Consider the following 18,462-nt stretch of genomic DNA (forward strand, 5'->3'; position numbering starts at 1 on the left):
GGCTGCGATGAACAATGACTATATGATGCAAATTCTCAAGTGCTTTTGTCAAGCATGATTGAGATGCTCTTACCCTGCATCCCACAAACTTGTGGAAGTTATTTAATTCTCATTCCTAAGAGTGCCGGAATTGCCGTAATCTCGTTGGAATGATCCTCAACTTTAACTTGCCCTAAAACTAAACGCTGTTCACTTGCCCAAGCCGTGACCAAATGCAAAGCTTTTACGCCTTGATTACGGTTGACGCACCCTACTGGCCTCGTTAGTGGTTTAAATACTCCACAGCTTACCATTGGGTAATTCGAGAAATTCCTCTAACCATTACTGTTTAGCGATGCCATAATTTTCCATGTCTTCCCAACCTTCGGCACCGCCAATGACTGCTAAAATAGAGATTACTAAAATATCTTTTAATGAGTGTTTTTGGGTTCTTTGAACTCTGGGGTCCGGGATTTCTGCTACATAATTCAATAAATTGGCTTGGATGTCGCCCAGATGTGTTAAATGTCGTTTTTCTGCTCTTTTGGCTTGAGATTTTACAGCGAGTTTCAATATAGGTGCAAAACCCTTTGTCATTGTCTTTGACTCCGTTTCAACTTGATTGACTTTGTTAAGATTCAAACTTGATTATAGGTTTGAGTTCGGTGCACAGATATAGCTCCTATTGGCGGCTTTTTGTCAAGTACAATTTATACCAAATTAGATGAGCTTACCCTGCTTTTATCGATAATTGAGAGACTCTCTTCTGACGCACGCTAGGGCCCTACGACTGACATACCCTACGACTAATTTCTAATTGCTAGTTTTAATTTTTTTCAGGGGATAGCTATCTGCAGGCGAAGCCGACCATTCCCACATTGAACCTGCATAATTCTTAGCATTAAACCCCACATTTGTCAAGACACAAGTCAACCATGCGGAGCGAATTCCCCCGGAGCAATAACTCACAATTTGAGTTGATTGCGAAACTCCTTTTTGCTGCAAAATAGCGACAATTTCCCCACGATCCAGCAGTTTTCCTTGTCGATCCATTAACTGTTTGTAATAGAGGTGAACCGCACCGGGAATGTGGCCGCCCCGCTTTTCTCCGTAAGGCGTTTTACCTGCATATTCTCGCGGCTCTCTGGCGTCAATAATGACTAAATTCTCATCTCCTAAAATAGCTTTCAATTCATCCCGCTGAATTTCCCAATTCGAGAGGCGAGATATTACCAAATCTCCTGTTTTTGGTGGATTGTTTGCTGCTTTTAATCGATTAATTCCAGCTTTGATTAAAGCTCGATATCCTCCATCGACAAAAACTGCTTTTTCGTGTCCCAAACTCCGCAACATCCAAACAATTCGCCCGTCTTCGCCCCACCCTTTCACCGCATCGGCAACGACTATGACAGGTTTGTCTTGACAAATACCAATTGCTTGCAGTTTTTGAGTTAAAACTGTGTTATTTTCGATAATTTTTCCCTTGTGGGGAAAGTCCGATCGCGAAAATTCCTGCCAAGTTACGGGAATAGCTGGTGGGAGACGGCAAAACCACTTTAAAATAGGTGCGCGAGCATCTAGTAAAGTAGCTTCTTGTTCCAGTAATTGCTTAGCTAAAGCTGCATTTACTATCCAGTTATTTGGTAAATTACCCAGTAAATTAGACATAATTTATTGAGTAACTTTGGCTGTATTAGCACCGCAGGCTAAAACCCCTTTGGTATTAGTTGGATTAGCTGGTTTAGTCTTGCCAGGAGCAGCATTTATACACAAGATTGTTTGGGTCTTGTTTGCCACCAAAAACACTCCCCCCACAACACTTTTGAGATTAGCTTGCTTCGATACTCCGTAGTTAAATACAGCACCTTTTTTCACCATGCCGATCGAGTAGGTGTAATTGGCTGAGTTAGGTTTAAATTGGAGACCGAGATAAACCAATAGATTGGAAACTGAACTGGTAAAGCCTGCTTTTTCTGCATAGTAAACTTGCTGGGCTTTATTCATCGAACCCACAAAGTTTTTCGCTTGTAATTCCTTAGCTTTAAGCGTTTGTGAAACTTGAGCTTCGGAGACTGGACTGAAAACAACTGGCAGAGTTAGAGCTGCGATCGCAACTTTGAGCTGCCAGTTGCGGCTGCTATAAATCCTGCTTAATTTCACAGATACCCGGTGGAATGAGCAGTTGAGAAACATATAATTAAACTAATTGTTTTGCCTGAAACTGTTTCAACGCCCCAGGAGCAACCGTACCGTGTTCTGTGATTATTCCCGATATTAACTCCGCCGGAGTTACGTCAAAAGCGGGATTGTAAAATTCAACTCCCACAGGACAAATTCGCGTAGTTCCAACTTGATACATTTCAACTGGATCGCGTTCTTCAATGGGGATTTGGCTGCCGTCGGAAAGTTCAAAATCAATTGTGGACAGAGGCGCGGCAACAAAGAAAGGAACGTTGTGAGCTTTGGCAACAATTGCTAAACTGTAAGTGCCAATTTTATTGGCGGCGTCGCCGTTAGCAGCAATTCTGTCTGCACCGACAACTACTGCGTGAATCATTCCGACTTTCATGCAGTGGGCGGCCATATTGTCAGCTATTAATGTGACAGGAATTCCTTCTTGCACGCATTCCCAAGTGGTCAGTTTTGCACCTTGGAGACGGGGCCGAGTTTCGTCTGCAAAAACTCTTCCAAGTCTTCCTTCTCGCCAAGCAGAACGAAATACACCTAAAGCAGTTCCGTAGCCGGCTGTTGCTAATGCACCTGCATTGCAGTGAGTTAGTAAGTTCAATTTTTCGGGTGTAGCTGGCAGAACTTCTAAACCTTTGTCGCCGATATCTTTACAAGTTTGCAAGTCTTCTGCTTGAATGGTTTTGGCCATTTCTAACAAACTTTTTTGGATTTGTTCGACGGAACCGCTAGTTTGATTTGCTGTTTTGAGCATTCGCGATATTGCCCAAAACAAATTAACTGCTGTGGGACGAGTGGAACCCAATAACTCCCCAACTTGTTCTAGTTTAGTTAAAAACTCGGTACGATCGCCCGTTTCGATTTCTCGCGCCCCCAAATACATCCCGTAGGCTGCTGCAACCCCGATCGCCGGAGCACCTCGGACTATCATAGTTTTAATCGCCTCAGCCATATCTTCGTAGCGGCTAATTTCGACTACACCGTATTCTTTCGGGAGTCGGTTTTGGTCAATTAGCAGAACTCGGTCTTCCATCCAAGTGACGGGGGAAACAGGGGAGTTTTGAGGGGTCATCTATTTCAATTATGTGAGGGACAAGTTTCTATGATGCCATGAAGGCGACTATTCCCGCCACTTCGATCGACAAAACCCGCCTAATTAAGCGGGTTTTGTAGTTTTCCTAAATAGTTTCACTCTTGGGCAACGATCAAACAATCACTCTCCACTTTAGACAGCATATCTGGAAACGCTGAGGTGTAATTGCCATCTTTGTCTACAACCCTGCGAAGTATATATCCATTGTCAGCAGGTCTGCCGAAAAACGAGTTTGTGCGATGCCAGATATCTCCATTCGGAGTGTTTGGATCTCGATCGATCAAAAAATCTACAAGCCACTGCGGCACAGAGAATCCAAACACTATCGGCGTAATGTGCCCGTGCTGCAAAGTTGCATCCGAGAATCGGAACAAGTAGCTGAAGCGAGAAAATTTGACTAAATAAATTAACATCCGTCCCGCCATTGATGAATGAAATGTCCAGATAACAGGGTCAATCGATTTTAGATTTTAGATTTTAGATTTTAGATTGAGCCCACGGATAAATGCGAGGGCTTGAGGATTTTTGATTTTCGATTTTGGATTGATTCCACGGATAAATCACGTGGCGGGTACCACATGAAGAAATTCCTGGTCAAAAACGCGCAGCAATAACGTCCGTTCGTCAGCATTCCAGTCTGAACTGTACATCGTCAAACAATCGTCTGGTAAAACATTCCCGTCCATAAAAAAGATACCTTGCAGCACTTCAGGTAACTCCGCTGGATGTTCTACTTTCATCCAATTCGCGATGTCTTTTAGTTGCTTGTGTTTGATTAACATGGTATTATTTATCCTCAAATTAGTTGTGTTTTGGTTTCCTATTGGATACCCCCTTGATTTCTGAGTTTATCGCTCGATAGTTTATGTGGCGTGCGGTTTCAACTCACATCTTGCACCATTCTCAATAAGGCTTTTATGTGCGGGCAGGATGCCCACCCCACAAGCAATTAATTCTTTGTGGAACAGGCCGGAAAGCCTGTTCTTGACAATGGTGCAATATCTCAGTCTCAACCGCTGTCTGATGCGAGCTTTTGGATTAATTACCGCCGCAAATTCGGCTCTGAGGCTCGTCGCACTTTGCCTACCGTACTCACGACATCCACCAGCATCTTGAGTGCGATGTCTTTACCGGGGCAAATCCGTCCCGCACTCCGATCGCCCACGGAATGAAAACCCATATGAAAAGGGCACAGATTCTCCCGCTTAGCGTTGAATTCGTATACCGTAGAGCCCCAGAAACCCTCGTCTAGCAGCCCCAAACTGAGCGGTATCAGTACCTTGGTTCCGGCGGGGAAGGTGCGCTCTTTGCCCGCTACCGTTGCGGTGAAGGGCTCTGTCGCGACTCGGTGCGTGGCGCTGACGGGAGCCCAGAGGCGGGCGCATTCGAGGAGGAAAAGCTCGATCGACTGGCGATCGTCCAAATCGAGCTGATCCCAAAAATCAGTCGGGTTAATTTTGGCCGTCTGCTGTCCTTTATAGGCGGGGAGAGGGCGGTATCCCATTGCCGTGTAGCCTAGGTGCAGGGGGCCTTGCAGTCCCGCTATGCCCATAATTGATGTCATCAGCTTTGCTAATTCCCGCTTAGTCATGCCGTTGTTTTCCGAGCTCTCCTCGAAGTTGGCTAAAGCTGGCGAATTTTCATAGATAGTCGCTGCACGCTCGATTAGAGTGGACAAATCCCCGTGTCCAAACAGGTTCAGGCTTTGCAGCAGGTTCCCGATGACGGCGAAGTAGTGCAGCGGGCTTTGGCGGGTGTAATGCAATTCGGTGAGAAGTTCGATCGACTCTGAATCGTCTGGATTAATCCCAAAGATGACGTAGTGCAGGTATCGGACTAAAAATCCCATCCAACCGCGCTTGACATGGGTAAAAAACGCTCCCCCCGCACCGTGCGACATCTCGGCATAATCTGCGGCTAGCCGATCGAGTAACCGTCGGGCGATTTCGTCTCCTTGGCGATCCGTTGTAGCACTGTTGAAGAGATATTTCTGCATACAGCTTCGGAATGCTGCGTGGTTGCTGCTAGCATCAGTTTCACGATCGGACAAAGACAGCAGGAAAAGGTTTCTGCCGCCGACATCTTGGTTGGGGGCGCTATCGGGATCGAGTACAGAAGTACCCAGCCGCCATCCGCGCGCCTGGGGCGATGTGAGTGCTTTTTCCAGCGTTGCAAACTCTCCCATCACGACTTGCCCCGCGCAGCAAAAGTTGGCTCCGAAAGCCAGCCGTTTTAGTGGCAAATAGGTGGGTTCGTTGGCAATCAAACCCTCAATCAGGGCGATCGGCGGTAGCATCGTTTTGCTGAGACTTTCTTCCGGGTTTTGCAAAGCCCAAACCTGAAACTCGTTCAGGGCCGGGTTCATCAGCGATGAGAAAATAGTATCTAAATTTAGGTTCATCATAATTCCTCCGAGAATCCTTCGCCCTAACGCGCTTTGCAGTTAGCAGCAAGAGGGTATTGAGCGACAATTGAGCGGGATTCAATACCCCCAAAATTACCAAAATCAGTACGTATAGCTCTAGCCATGTTTATTTGCGAACGCAGTGGCAATATAGATATAGTTGTACTGAATATATCTGCGCCCAAGTCTAGCCTTGTCCCGGAGATTGAGTGGAATTTTTAACAATTTCTGGTAAGTATATCTACTTTCTGCCTCTCAAGCTTCTCAAGTATTAGCCCCAATCTCTGAGAGTCGCACCTAACCGTAGATATTTACAAGAACTCGCCCCTACAAAATACTATGGTTTTGTTTGTGCTGATATATTTAGATATAGCGATTCTAAATGAATTGTGTAATTTTTGTAGGGGCAAACCCCCCGTGGTTGCCCCGATCCGTGGGGGGTAGGCACGGGGAGTAGGGGTAGCACTACCCCTACATATTTGTACAACTGATGCGAGGATTGCTATCTAATATTTTAGACTGCTGTATGCTTCTGAATTTAATTGAATAAAATCAGAGAATTAATTACTGAGTATTATTAAATACTAGAGCTAAAAATCCCCAATCCCCAATCCCCAATCCTTGAATTATTCAATTTTTCAATCAATTGAAGTTCCCAATCCCCAATCCCCAATTCTTCAATTCTTTAATCTAAAATCCCAAATCTAAAATCTAAAATCTAAAATCTAAAATCTAAAATCTAAAATCAATTGACGCCCGCTAAAGTTTCCCAGCAGTACAAAAGCACTGTACAGGAAACCCGCAGGCGTCAAAATCAAGCAAACTTAAATCTTAGAAAAGACCCAGTGTGAAAGATTTGTCGATCGGGAAAATAGCACCAATACCCAACCACAGAGTTACCGCAGTTCCCAACAGGAAAACAGTAGTAGCAACAGGGCGGCGGAACGGATTTTGGAACTTGTTAACATTCTCGATGAACGGAATCAAAATCAAGCCCACGGGAACACCGGCCATGCAAGCAATACCCAACAATTTGTTAGGCAAAACGCGCAGGAGTTGGAACACAGGCCACAAATACCATTCCGGCAGAATTTCCAGCGGAGTAGCAAAAGGATTAGCAGCTTCCCCAACCAAAGCCGGGTCTAGTACAGCCAAACCCACGCACAGAGAAATCGTTCCCATGATGACTATAGGGAAAACGTAGAGCAAGTCATTAGGCCAAGCTGGTTCGCCGTAATAGTTGTGACCCATGCCCTTAGCGAGCTTAGCGCGGAGGGCGGGATCGCTCAAATCTGGTTTTTTGATAATAGACATAGTGAGAGTGTTCTCCTTTTAGTTTTACCCGGGCCTGGGATTCCGCTGTATTCGTTAGTCTGAATCAGCGGCGCGATCGCAGGAAGTATTGACCGTAAATAAATATGATGAGTGATGAATTCTGAATTTTCAACTCAAAATGCAGCGGGGGGCAAAAAAAGTACCGCCCCCACAACTCAAAACTTACAACGGGCCAGAGATACCTTGCTTGCGAATCATCAAGAAGTGAGCCAGCATGAACACTACAATCAGCCAAGGCAACACAAAAGTGTGCAAGCTGTAGTAGCGAGTCAAAGTGCCTTGACCGACGCTGACACCGCCGCGCAGCAGTTCAACCATCAAAGAACCGACAAACGGGATAGCTTCGGGGACGCCGGAAACGATTTTAACTGCCCAGTAACCGATTTGATCCCAAGGCAGTGAATAGCCGGTTACGCCGAAAGAAACAGTGATGACTGCCAAGATTACTCCTGTCACCCAGGTTAATTCGCGGGGCTTTTTGAAGCCGCCTGTCAGATAAACCCGGAAGATGTGCAAAATCATCATCAGCACCATCATGCTGGCAGACCAGCGGTGGATGGAGCGGATCAGCCAGCCGAAGTTGACTTCAGTCATCAGGTATTGCACTGAAGAAAAAGCTTCTGCTACCGTGGGACGGTAATAGAAAGTCATGGCGAAGCCGGTGGCAAACTGGATCAGAAAGCAAACTAAAGTAATTCCGCCCAAGCAGTAGAAAATATTGACGTGCGGGGGTACATACTTTGTAGTGATGTCATCGGCGAGCGCCTGAATTTCCAGGCGTTCCTCAAACCACTGGTAGGTTTTAGAGTCGGTGATTTGTTTAGAAAACATGGAGCCAGAATTCCTAAAAGAATATTGCTGTGGTTGAGGTTCAGGGCAGCAGCCACAAGGTTTTTTGTCGCCCCGCGCCGAGCAGCTTGCTTTTACTAGCAAATGCCTGAGGCTATTTTTTAAATTTGGAGCTGACGAAAGGAAATCTCTTGTGCGATCGCCTGCAAGCCCTGGGAAACTAAGCGGTGGCTTGTCCCTACTCGCTGGCGTTACCCGATCGAATTCCAGACTGTGATAAAAAATGTAACATAATTGCCGTGCAATTTTCACGCGCCCGATCGCTTTTTGGACACTTAAAAGGCTTTTTTCGGAATCTCAACATCCGCCCAAGCTGCTATGGGGGGAAGGCTGAGCTACAGAAAGCAGTCCGAGCCGGAAATCGGTTTGCCGGGAGAGCCCAAATTTCATCTCGATCGCAAAACTTTACCTTTTGGCCCCAAACGCCCTCACGGTCGATCGAGTAGCCCGATCCGGTTCGATCGTACAATCGAATCTTGTTTTGCAGTCAGGACTGCAGTCCTTTCTAACAAAATCTGCTGGCTGCAACCTGCGTATTTCCGTAAAAAAAGTCGGTGATTGGCCCCATCCGCAAAGTTTGATCACAATTGAAAAGAAAGCAAACTTTCCAGAAAAACTGGCAGTATTGGCGAGAAAGGAGTGGGAAGTGGCGGTATCGGAAAGGGAATTTCCGGCAGAGACGGGAAGGATGGAAAGTCTCGCGATGGCGGTGTAAAACCTGTCGAAACGATCGCGCAATCGGATAGACTCACATCTGTAACATTTTTAACGTCGGCGATTAAATCCGATCCGACCAATATCCGAGTTCCCCGTGTGATACCGTCATCATAAGATTCAAATCGGTAAGAGAAGAAGCGAGGGCCGTCACGATCTTGTACGAAGCCAACAACTTGAATTTTGTCACCTTCGACCCGGTTAAAATCCTCAATAACGGCATAGGCATTATCACCGCTATAGAAAAGGTAAGGACGGGCATTTGACGAACCGAGAACAAAGATGTCAGCATCACTTTGCCCGATCAAATAATCGATTTGTGCTACTGTTGAGGAAAAGCCGTAACCCGATATGATGTCATTACCCGGCCCGCCAATCAGGGTATCGCTGCCTTGATTTCCCTCAAGCAAATCGTCTCCTGTATTGGCGTTAATGTAGTCATTATCTAAGTCACCTATTACAGTGTCGTTCCCACTTTCTCCAAACAGGCGATCGTTACCTTTGCCGCCCGTTAAAAAGTCGTTGTTGCTGCCACCAAACAAGCGATCGTCTCCATCTCCTCCGATCGCCGTATCATTGCCTTGACCGCCGTTAAGACAGTCATTGCCAGCCCCTCCCAAGATACTGTCGTTATTGTCTTCCCCTCTGATTAAATCCGCGCCTTCGCCACCCTCAAGAAGATCGTTCCCGGCACCTCCTTCAAGTTTGTCATTGCCTTCGCCACCGCTGAGACTGTCGTTACCAGAGTAGGCCAAAAGGCGATCGCTACCGCCTCCACCTGCGAGACAATCATTTCCTTCTCCGCCATCTAAAGTGTCATTACCATTCAAACCAAATAGAGTATCATTGCCTCCCAGCCCGCACAGGGAATCATCGCCAATTCCACCGGATAGCAAATTATCGAAATTGTCACCGCATATAACTACCATAATTTTGTCCTCCTGAAAACTATTTCACAACAGTCAATCAATTTTAGATTTTAGATTTTAGATTTTAGATTTTTACCCTCCCCACAATTTCAAATTTTGAATTTTGGATTTTGTCAAGACTTTAGTTCTGATTGACCTTTTGTAGTAAGGAATGCAAATCTTGATTGACCCAAATCTGTAAGAAAAAACTGAAGTCTTAAGCTGTTGCGCGTTTAAATTGCATATTCTGGACGGGCTAGAAGCCCATCCCACAATAATTTGAGTGGTTTTTGACACACAATTTAAATGGAGAAAAGCTTACTAGAAAAGGAATTTTAGGTACACATGATTTGCCTGTGTACCTAATGTTTTAAGTGAAATCAGCGATGCTAATTTGGTTAGGTGTCACGCCATTGATAGCAGCTAAAATTTCGCCAGTTGCTGTCAAGGTGATTAAAGTTGCACTGTTGCTAGGGACAATAGAAAGTTGCGAGAAGGTTAAATTGTCGGCAAGTGCGAGGAAGTCGATACCGGCTTCAAAATCGAAAATGATATCGCTGCCAGAATTGGCTGAAATTAAGAAGCGATCGCTCCCATTTCCTCCTATCAAACTGTCATCGCCGTTTTCACCGCTGAGAAAATCAGATCCGTTACCGCCCAGCAGAATATCGCTAGCTTGACCGCCGTAAAGACTGTCATTGCCTTCCCCTCCACTCAAGCTATCTTGACCGCGATTTCCAAATAGGATATCTTCCCCATTATTGCCGAACAAATTATCGCTTTCTTTGCCGCCGTAAACAGTGTCATTGCCGTCGCCACCGTCGAGGGAATCGTTGCCTTGATTGCCGTGTATCCAGTCGTTGCCGCCAACACCGCTGAGAGTATCATTGCCGCGTTTGCCGGCGATTGTATCGCTGCCGCTGTCGCCGGAGAGGTTATCGTCGCCGTCAGTTCCGGTGAGATTGGAGTTAGCTGCGATCGCATCTATTTCTCCTTCAATCACCGCAACGGCAGGTGTATCGGGCAATGTGGTTTGTTGAATTTTGGTATCTAAGGCAGTACCAGTATTTTCGGCAATAACTTGGGCGATCGATTTCGTACCTGTACCGACTGCTTTTAAGTCTTTAGAGGTTTCACCTAGGGCTACTTTTTGCACGCGGGCAACTTCTCGGTTAACTGAAGCTGTTGCAGTGTTGGATACAACTTGGTCAACGCGCTGATTTGCTGCGGCCATTACCTTAGCTGCATCCGGGGCAATTTGCAACAATTGCTGAGTGTTTAAATCCGAGTCAAATTGTTGGGCTGCTGTGGCGGCGCGATCGACAATTGTTGCTAACTGGTTGGGATCGCTGAGATTGAAAGTTGTCCCCGATTGAATTTGTTGAACGATCGCACTTACAACTGCTTTTACGCTGTCGGTATTGTCCAGAATCGACCCACCGTCTATTAAAGCAGCAGTTTGGGTAATGACGTTTTGTACCTTGACCATTGCAGTCAAAGTTTCTACCCCACCCGCGATCGCGTTTTCGGTAGCTGCGATCGGATCTAAACCCGTTATGTCAACATTAGCGGGAATCGAAAGAGAAGATTTGACGAGAGATTCGGCGCGATCGCTGTCAATTCCTTTGTCAATTAAATCCGCTACTAAACTGGTTAACAAGGTGACAACAGTAGCGTAAGGCGGGGCCGTGACAGGGGTTTCCAAAGGCAAACCAGTTGCCGTATCAATGCCACCGAAAGCAACAATATTGCCTTCCTCTGGATCGAGTTCGCCATTTTGATTTTTGTCGAAAATGGTGGAGTCGAGATCGAGATCGAATTCGCCGTTATCGCCAGTAGTAGCAGAAGGTTCGCTAGCATCGAGGACACCGTTTTTGTTGGCATCGAAAAAGACCGTAGCACCAGCAATATAACCGTCAATCACAAAACCGCCGAGGCCACCACTCTTGAACCGAATTACCTCGCTAACACTCGCGCCAGATTCATCAGTTCCAGTTAATTTCAGCCAATAATTGAACGTTCTTGGGCGAGTCGGGCCTAAATTAATCGTGCGAGTTGCCGAATTAAAAGTTAGCCAGGAAGGCAAAGGAATTTCCGGGAAAGTTGAACCGGCAATTGGTTGGCGGTAGGAACCGCCATTGCGATCGGTTCTCCAGGTAAATGCAGATGAACTTAAAGCGCTAGAATTTGCCAGGGCGATCGAATAATTAATGCTGTCGCCCGGATCGGGGTCAGTATAGGTATTGGCCGCTAAATTAAAAGCATTACCGCTTTGAGAAAAACCTAGCGCTGCACTTTGCGAAAACAGAGAACGATTGACAACTGGCGGGTTGTTGCCGACAATACCTTGAGCCAAAGCCAGCATATCAACGCGCTTGAAGTTTAAGCCAGTATTGATCACGTTATCGTCTTCGTCGTCGCCGTCATTAATCGTGACGCCGCTTGACAGCAAGAAATTCACAAACTCAGTTGGGGTTAGTCGGCGGCCCAAATCTCGCTGCGCTAACTGTTGCGCTAGCACTGCTATTCCAGCAACATGAGGTGCAGCTTGACTGGTACCGGAATAGCTAGTCAAAGGGGTGTTAGGGCCAGCACCCGTAATCAAAGTACCGGGAGCAAAAACGGTTGTTAAAGTGGAGTGGCGCTGAGAATATGGTGTAATGCGATCGGCATCGGTGGTATAGGCGATCGCGCCACCGCCGTGTGTCCGATAACCCCGGTTCGCATCGTACACCGCACCAATTGAGAGTGAGTTAGCATCGGCTGCGGGGTAGGCAACGCCCTGAACGCTGTTATAGCCCAATGGCCCGAAAGCATTACCTGATGCGGAAACAACAATTACATTCCGTGCTGCTAACTCTGCTAGTTCATCGCTAATGCCCCTCGTTTGGGGGGTGTTGTAATTGCCGTTATCACCGAGTGACATATTCACACTGGCGATATTGTACGCCGCTGCATTTTCTACCACCCACTGCAAAGCTTGTTCTATATTCGCGAAAGTGCCGCTGCCCGTATCATCCAAAACTTTGAGATGAATGATGTTAGCACGGGGTGCCATCCCTGTGTGGACTCCATTTTGGGAAGTAGCAATACTAGAGACGTTTGAACCGTGTCCGTCAACGTCGTCAGCTTCGTCATCGCCATAGGCGTAATCGTAATTGTAGACAATGCGATCGGCAATGCCGTCTGAATCACTATCAGAACCAAAGAATGGGTCGTCTAGATCGATGCCAGTATCCAAAATTACTGTTGCAAAACCATTGCCGTCTATTCCGGCAAAACGCGGTGCTGCGCGGAAATCATCGATGTTAATCAGCGGGGCAGATATGTCAGTGGCGGGGGCGAATGTTCCGTCTATAACTGATATCAACTCTCCAGCTTTGTAAACTCGGTCATCTGAACCTGTAGTGGTGATGCCTGGAAGACGGGGTTTAGCAGAGAGATCGAGATTGTAAGGAGTTTCTCCACCGTTGGCTAAGGAGACTCGGACGTAATAAGTACCGTGTTCTAAAGTGCGGTTAATTGACTCGGATGCGGTGCCCAAATTGTTGGAAGTGGCGATCGTATTTCCGCCACTGTCGAGCAACTCAACTTTAGCATCTGCATTCAGTCCGCCCAGCGACAAGTTGAAGTCATTCCTAGCACCTAAACTGAATTTGTAGTAATCATCAATCTTGCTGCTACTGATAGCATCCTTATAGCTTCCGGTACTGGAACCTACAGTGATTTTTCTGACTAAATTATCAGCAGGTATCGCCGGCGGCATGATGATTTGCACTGGTGTTGGTGTCGGCGGCAAAACTGTAGGCGTTGGTGTTGGTGTCGGCGGCAAAACTGTAGGCGTTGGTGTTGGTGTCGGTGTAATTGGCGATGTTGGTGTTGGCGTCGGTGTCGGTGTTGGTGTTGGCGAGGTTGGCGTCGGTGTTGGTGTTGGCGTCGGTGTTGGCGTCGGTGTTGGTGTTGGCGAGGTTGGCGTCGGTGTTGGTGTTGGCGTCGGTGTAATTGACGGTGTTGGTGTCGGTGTAATTGAAGGTGTTGGTGTTGGTGTGGGCGTTGGTGTTGGCGATGTTGGTGTGGGCGTTGGTGTTGGTGTTGGTGTTGGCGATGTTGGTGTGGGCGTTGGTGTTGGCGTGTCATTATCGGTAATGGCGACAGTGACAGGCCCGATCGCAATTCCGCTATATTTAACGTCGGTACTTGTTGCGGCGTGATTGATTGTGCCAGTGTGAGTACCTTCTACAACTGTGTCATCCGTCGCAATCACAGTTATAGTTTGGGCAATATTCCAATTAGTAGCGTCGAAGCTAATAGGGGCGATCGCACTTATTTGATTCCCCCCGTCAAAGCTGACTGTTACGGGCGCGGTTGGCTGCGAATTTAGCTGAAGTGTATAACTTCCCGTTGCACCGCCTTCTGCTGCTGTGGTACTGGCGGGATTAACGGTAACACCGACTGTATCGCTGTCGATGTTAGTAACGCTGACATCGGAGAGATTGAAATTGTTGTAATTGCTGTCTGTACTAACAGCCAAAGCAGTGACAATATTGTAAGCAATATCGCCGTCAGCGATATTGTCGCCAACACCTGTCACCGTTACCGTCTGCGCCTGATTCCAGTTATTAGGAGTGAAACTTAAGCTATTAGTAGAAACTGTTCCTTCTGCAGGATTGGAACTACTTAAAGCTATGGTAACAGGTGCCGTAGGTTGACTGTTGAGGACAACACTGAAATTAGCCGTACCTCCCGCTTCTGTTGTAGTTAATCCGGCTGTGGGATTAACGGTAATGCCGGGAGTTTCGTTGTCGCTATTCGTAACGCTGACATCTACAGGATTGAAATTGCTGTAACTGCTGTCTGTACTAACAGCCAAAGCAGTGACAATATTGTAAGTTTGATTGCCGTCAGCAATATTGTCGTCAACGCCAGTAATAGTTACAGTTTGCGGCGCACTCCAATTGGCGGGAGTGAATGTCAGCGAGGGTGTAGAAACTATTCCCTCGGTAACATTGGAACTGCTTAAGCCAACAGTCACGTTAGCAGTTGGTTGAGAGTTGAGTTGGACAGTAAATGTTGCTGTTCCTCCTGCTTCTGTTGTCGTTAATCCGCTATTGGGATTAACTAAAATTCCAGCAGTGTCGTCATTAGTAATAGTAGTTGTAGCAGTAGCAGTTGTAATTGTTGGAGTCGGGCCTGGTGCGATCGGATTTGATAAGGTGACAGTAATAGTTTCATCCGGTTCGATCGCACTGTCGCCCAAAACGTCCAAAGTAATCGTTTTCGATGTCTCGCCCGCAGCAAAATTAACCGTACCATTAACGTTAGTTGCCCCGGAAGTGCCGCCGATATTGTTGTAATCGCTGACGTTTGTAGCAGTTCCGGCGATCGCATAATTGACGCTGCTGGCTGCACCGATACCGCCACTGCGAGTAACGGTAAAAGTAACGGATACAGTTCCCGTATTGCCTTCAGCTACCGCAGCCACAGCGGCGGCAATAGCATAAGAAATAGTGCCGTTACTGGGAATAGTTAGGGTCGCTTGATTTGTCGTACCTGCAATGCCACCTGCGATCGTACCCAAGTTGAGAATGACTGTTTCTGCATTCTCAGCGATATTGTCAGGTTTAATAGTGACTGCAATATTTTGTTCTGTACTTGTTCCGCCTGCGGGGAATGTAATTGAGGTAGGGGAAATGGTGTAGTCTGAATTTTGGGTAGCGGTGCTGTTGGGGTCGATGATAATTGGTACAATGACATCAGCAAAAGGAGTGCCGCCGCTGATAGTAACGGGGATATTAACGACTGTATCTGCATCCCCTTCAGTCCCGCTGAAAGTAGCTGCACCAAAATTGATTGTGTTCTGTGAATTTAAGAGAACTGAAACATTATTAGAACCTCTGTTAGCAACTGCGAGATCGAGTCTGTCGTCCGCATTAAAATTTGCGATCGCAATAGAACTCGGATTTGTTCCAACGCTAAAGTTGGTCGCACTGCTAAAACCGCCAGTTCCATTTCCCGCCAAAATTGAAACGTTATTAGAACCGCTGTTGCTAACCGCTAAATCTCGTCTGTTGTCGCCATTAAAATCGCCAATCTTAATCGCACTTGGGTTTAAACCAACATTAATATTGGTCGGAATTGCAAAACTGCCATTTCCTGTTCCAAATAAAATTGAGATGCTGTTAGAACCGCTGTTGGCGACTGCGATATCGAGAAAATTGTCGCCGTTCAAATCTCCAACTGCGATCGCACTCGGACTTTGACCGACATTAATATTAGTCGGATTGCCAAAACTACCTTGACCATTTGCCGATAATATGGTAATATTATTAGAATTTTGGTTGGCGACGGCGAGATCGAGAAAATTGTCGCCGTTCAAATCTCCCGCAGCGATCGCGCTGGGACTTTGCCCAACATTCACAGTAACAGGAGTGGAAAAACCGCCTTGTCCCGTTCCCAAATAAATGCCAACATTGCCTTCAGGTACAAAACCATTGCCACTGGATTGAGTAATGGCAATATCGAGTAAATCATCAGCATTAAAATTGCCGACAGCGATCGCGCTAGGATTTTCGAGGGCATCCAAAAAGCCCGGACTGTTAAAGTTGCCATTACCCGATCCTAAAAAGATATAAATGCTGTTAAATTCCGCACCTTGGGCGGAAGTTATCGCTAAGTCGGAAAAGTTATCGCCGTTAAAATTGCCAACTGCGATCGCGGTAGGCCGCAATACCGAAGTCAAATCAGTTCCAGCGTTAAATCCTCCTTGACCGTTTCCCAGTAAAATAGAAACCCTATTCGTGGTGGGGTTAGCAACAGCTAAATCTAAGATGCCATCGTTATTGAAATTGCCAGTCGCAACAAAGGATGGACTGGTTCCCGCATTAAAGTTACCACCAGAACTAAACGTATTGAGAACGTGGCCGTAAGCTGCGATCGCTTCTGGCACAAATGCAATGGCAGCTTTAATTGTCCCCGCTGTTACTGTTAATTTCCAATCGCCACCTTTTGCCGCACAACCTGTTAAATTATTAGAAGCGGCAACATTTGCTCCTGTTAGTTGACTCAGATTTTTGACAAATTCTTTACCTATATTTCCTTTGGCAACATTGCACCCGTAGAGCAAAATTTCGGCATTTTGTGTCAGCCCGCCCGCCCATTTCTTAACTATTTTAAAAAAAATGTCGGCGCTATCTCTCAAATTTTGCCAACTCAATTCCACGTTCCCCAGTTGCAAACAACCGGGATTTCCGTGGGCAATAATGTGAATTACTGAAAATTTTCTTCCCTGCAAAGCTTCGGCAATTTGTTCTAGGCCGTTGCGGTTAGTTTCTAATTTAATTACTTCGGTTTCAGGGATAATGCCGTCGATTAATGTTTGACAGTCGGGGACGGCAGAATCGATAAATGCGATCGCTTTTGAGGAAGGTTGAGTCATTGACTTTAGGGAAACAGTCGTTGGGGCGATCCCTAAGTCTGGGATGTTTAAGTCTGGAATGTTATCGTTATTACAGTTTTCGGCAGTGAAGGATTGGGGACTTGTGCCGGCCGGAAAGTTGGTACCGGTACTGAAAGTAGACATGATTAATTTACCTAGCTGATACTTCTGGTTTATCTGATGCCAGCAAGTCTACAAAAGCACCACCTCTGCTGTATTGTAAATACTTGCGGAAAACTTGCGAAAAATATAATTTTCTTGCGGAATTTATCCCTATTTGATGAAGAATTGTAACAGCGCCGACGGGCTAGGATTTTTATACGACAAAACTTACGCCTAAATACCAAAGAAACCGGGTTTTGTACCAAAATACACAGGTTTCCCGATCGGGAAAACAACCCGGTTTCTGAATCCCCGCAAGCCCTAGGCAAAAATACTTGGCAACTACAAACTGCTTTTAATGTGACTGAGGCTTGAGTTTTGTTAAAGCCGATCGCGATATTTCTTAGGAGTCACACCGACAATTTTGCAGAATGTCTTGCTAAAGTGACTTTGGTCGTGAAATCCCACTTGCTGGGAGATATATTTTATTGATAACTTCGGCTTTTTCAACAACTGTTTTGCTTTTTCAATTCGGCAGTGGGTCACGTACTGATGGGGGGTGAATCCAGTCGATTGTTTAAACATACGGCTGAAATGATAAGAACTAATGTTCACTAAATTAGCAAGTTCACTTAAGTGCAAATCTCGGTTTATGAATTCATTAATGTAGTGAATAACTAGCTGCAATTGGCCGGGGTCAAGACCGCCTCCCACATCTCGCCGGTTAGGTTTTTTCGCGCCATAGCGGTGCAGTATGTGCAGTGAAAGCGCGTTTTTCAGTGCATCGACATAAAGAGTACCGTTTAATCCGCCTGATTCCAGTTCGGTTTTGAGAGCCCAGGCAATTCCGCTAATCAACGGATCGCGGGTTTGCCATTGCGGTATAATTTCAATGGGATTTAAATTGATCGATTCGCCAACTGTATTGTCGAAGTCGGTAGGTTCAAGAGCGATCGCCATAAATTCATAGTCTCCGGTTGCAACTGACTGGAAATAAGTACCAGCAGCCGCGATGAACATCTGCCCACTTTGCCACGATTCGCTACCGCAGTTTTTCCCGTTCACTGTTCCTTTTAGTGTTGCTGAATTGAGCATCAAGCCAACCGTGTGCTGTTCGAGACAGTGTTCGGGACATTCGTTTGGTGGCTGACAGTGATATTCGACATGAATTCCTTGCCACTTTGCGCCGTGACTCGACAGGATTGCGGGGCGCGGGAGAATCACTTTCATCGCGTCTGTCTTGGCAAAATCAAGAATTAATGGTTTCTGTGGGGACATAGCTGGCACCGACTGGACGAGTTGCTATTTTGTAGTTGACAACTCCTCGCCGTAGAACGGCGAGGATTCTTCTAAACATCCGAGTGCCTTCGGGACTGACCGTCGGGAAACAAATCTGAGTTAAATCTGCAACAGCGTTCCCAGCGTACAAACCTAAAATACTTGACACTCCCCGCGC

12 protein-coding genes and 2 pseudogenes are annotated in these 18,462 nt (G+C 46.3%); all 14 read right to left on the reverse strand.

Annotation, left to right across the window (positions count from 1 at the left end):
* Positions 1-116: 116 nt before the first annotated feature.
* Positions 117-245, reverse strand: a pseudogene (locus QUB51_RS30295) (ISAs1 family transposase); the annotation flags it as partial.
* Between the two features lie 79 nt (positions 246-324).
* Positions 325-495 (reverse strand): annotated as a pseudogene (locus QUB51_RS30300) (transposase family protein); the annotation flags it as partial.
* A gap of 297 nt (positions 496-792) precedes the next feature.
* A complete protein-coding gene (locus tag QUB51_RS00010) occupies positions 793-1,647 on the reverse strand; it encodes a rhodanese-like domain-containing protein (protein WP_333051814.1) in 855 nt (284 codons plus the stop codon).
* 3 nt (positions 1,648-1,650) lie between these two features.
* Positions 1,651-2,139, reverse strand: a complete 489-nt coding sequence (locus QUB51_RS00015; RefSeq protein WP_333051811.1) for a type IV pilin-like G/H family protein — start codon at positions 2,137-2,139, stop codon at positions 1,651-1,653.
* A gap of 37 nt (positions 2,140-2,176) precedes the next feature.
* Positions 2,177-3,238, reverse strand: a complete 1,062-nt coding sequence (gene mtnA, locus QUB51_RS00020; protein ID WP_333231236.1) for an S-methyl-5-thioribose-1-phosphate isomerase — start codon at positions 3,236-3,238, stop codon at positions 2,177-2,179.
* 116 nt (positions 3,239-3,354) lie between these two features.
* Positions 3,355-3,672: a hypothetical protein gene (locus QUB51_RS00025; RefSeq protein ID WP_333051805.1), complete on the reverse strand. Its 318-nt coding sequence runs from the start codon at positions 3,670-3,672 to the stop codon at positions 3,355-3,357.
* Positions 3,673-3,819: 147 nt separating this feature from the next.
* Positions 3,820-4,041 carry a hypothetical protein gene (locus tag QUB51_RS00030; RefSeq protein WP_333051803.1) on the reverse strand — a complete coding sequence of 74 codons (222 nt, stop codon included), beginning with the start codon at positions 4,039-4,041 and terminating at the stop codon, positions 3,820-3,822.
* Positions 4,042-4,301: 260 nt separating this feature from the next.
* Positions 4,302-5,663: a cytochrome 450 gene (locus QUB51_RS00035; protein WP_333051800.1), complete on the reverse strand. Its 1,362-nt coding sequence runs from the start codon at positions 5,661-5,663 to the stop codon at positions 4,302-4,304.
* 831 nt (positions 5,664-6,494) lie between these two features.
* The gene (gene petD, locus QUB51_RS00040; RefSeq protein ID WP_333051797.1) at positions 6,495-6,977 is read right to left on the reverse strand and encodes a cytochrome b6-f complex subunit IV; all 483 of its coding nucleotides are present in this window, start codon (positions 6,975-6,977) and stop codon (positions 6,495-6,497) included.
* A gap of 183 nt (positions 6,978-7,160) precedes the next feature.
* Complete coding sequence (gene petB / locus QUB51_RS00045) at positions 7,161-7,829, reverse strand: cytochrome b6 (RefSeq protein ID WP_015174799.1); 669 nt, start codon at positions 7,827-7,829, stop codon at positions 7,161-7,163.
* 599 nt (positions 7,830-8,428) lie between these two features.
* Positions 8,429-9,490, reverse strand: coding sequence for a calcium-binding protein (locus QUB51_RS00050; RefSeq protein ID WP_333261257.1), 1,062 nt, complete (start codon positions 9,488-9,490; stop codon positions 8,429-8,431).
* A 349-nt stretch (positions 9,491-9,839) separates the two neighbouring features.
* Complete coding sequence (locus QUB51_RS00055; protein WP_333261254.1) at positions 9,840-17,048, reverse strand: DUF4347 domain-containing protein; 7,209 nt, start codon at positions 17,046-17,048, stop codon at positions 9,840-9,842.
* Between the two features lie 339 nt (positions 17,049-17,387).
* Positions 17,388-18,284 carry an AraC family transcriptional regulator gene (locus QUB51_RS00060; RefSeq protein WP_333261251.1) on the reverse strand — a complete coding sequence of 299 codons (897 nt, stop codon included), beginning with the start codon at positions 18,282-18,284 and terminating at the stop codon, positions 17,388-17,390.
* The gene (locus tag QUB51_RS00065) at positions 18,256-18,453 is read right to left on the reverse strand and encodes a hypothetical protein (protein ID WP_333261248.1); all 198 of its coding nucleotides are present in this window, start codon (positions 18,451-18,453) and stop codon (positions 18,256-18,258) included. Before QUB51_RS00065 ends, QUB51_RS00060 begins: the two co-directional genes overlap by 29 nt.
* Positions 18,454-18,462 lie beyond the last annotated feature (9 nt).

The organism is Microcoleus sp. AT8-A3 (assembly GCF_036705675.1).
GTDB lineage: Bacteria > Cyanobacteriota > Cyanobacteriia > Cyanobacteriales > Microcoleaceae > Microcoleus.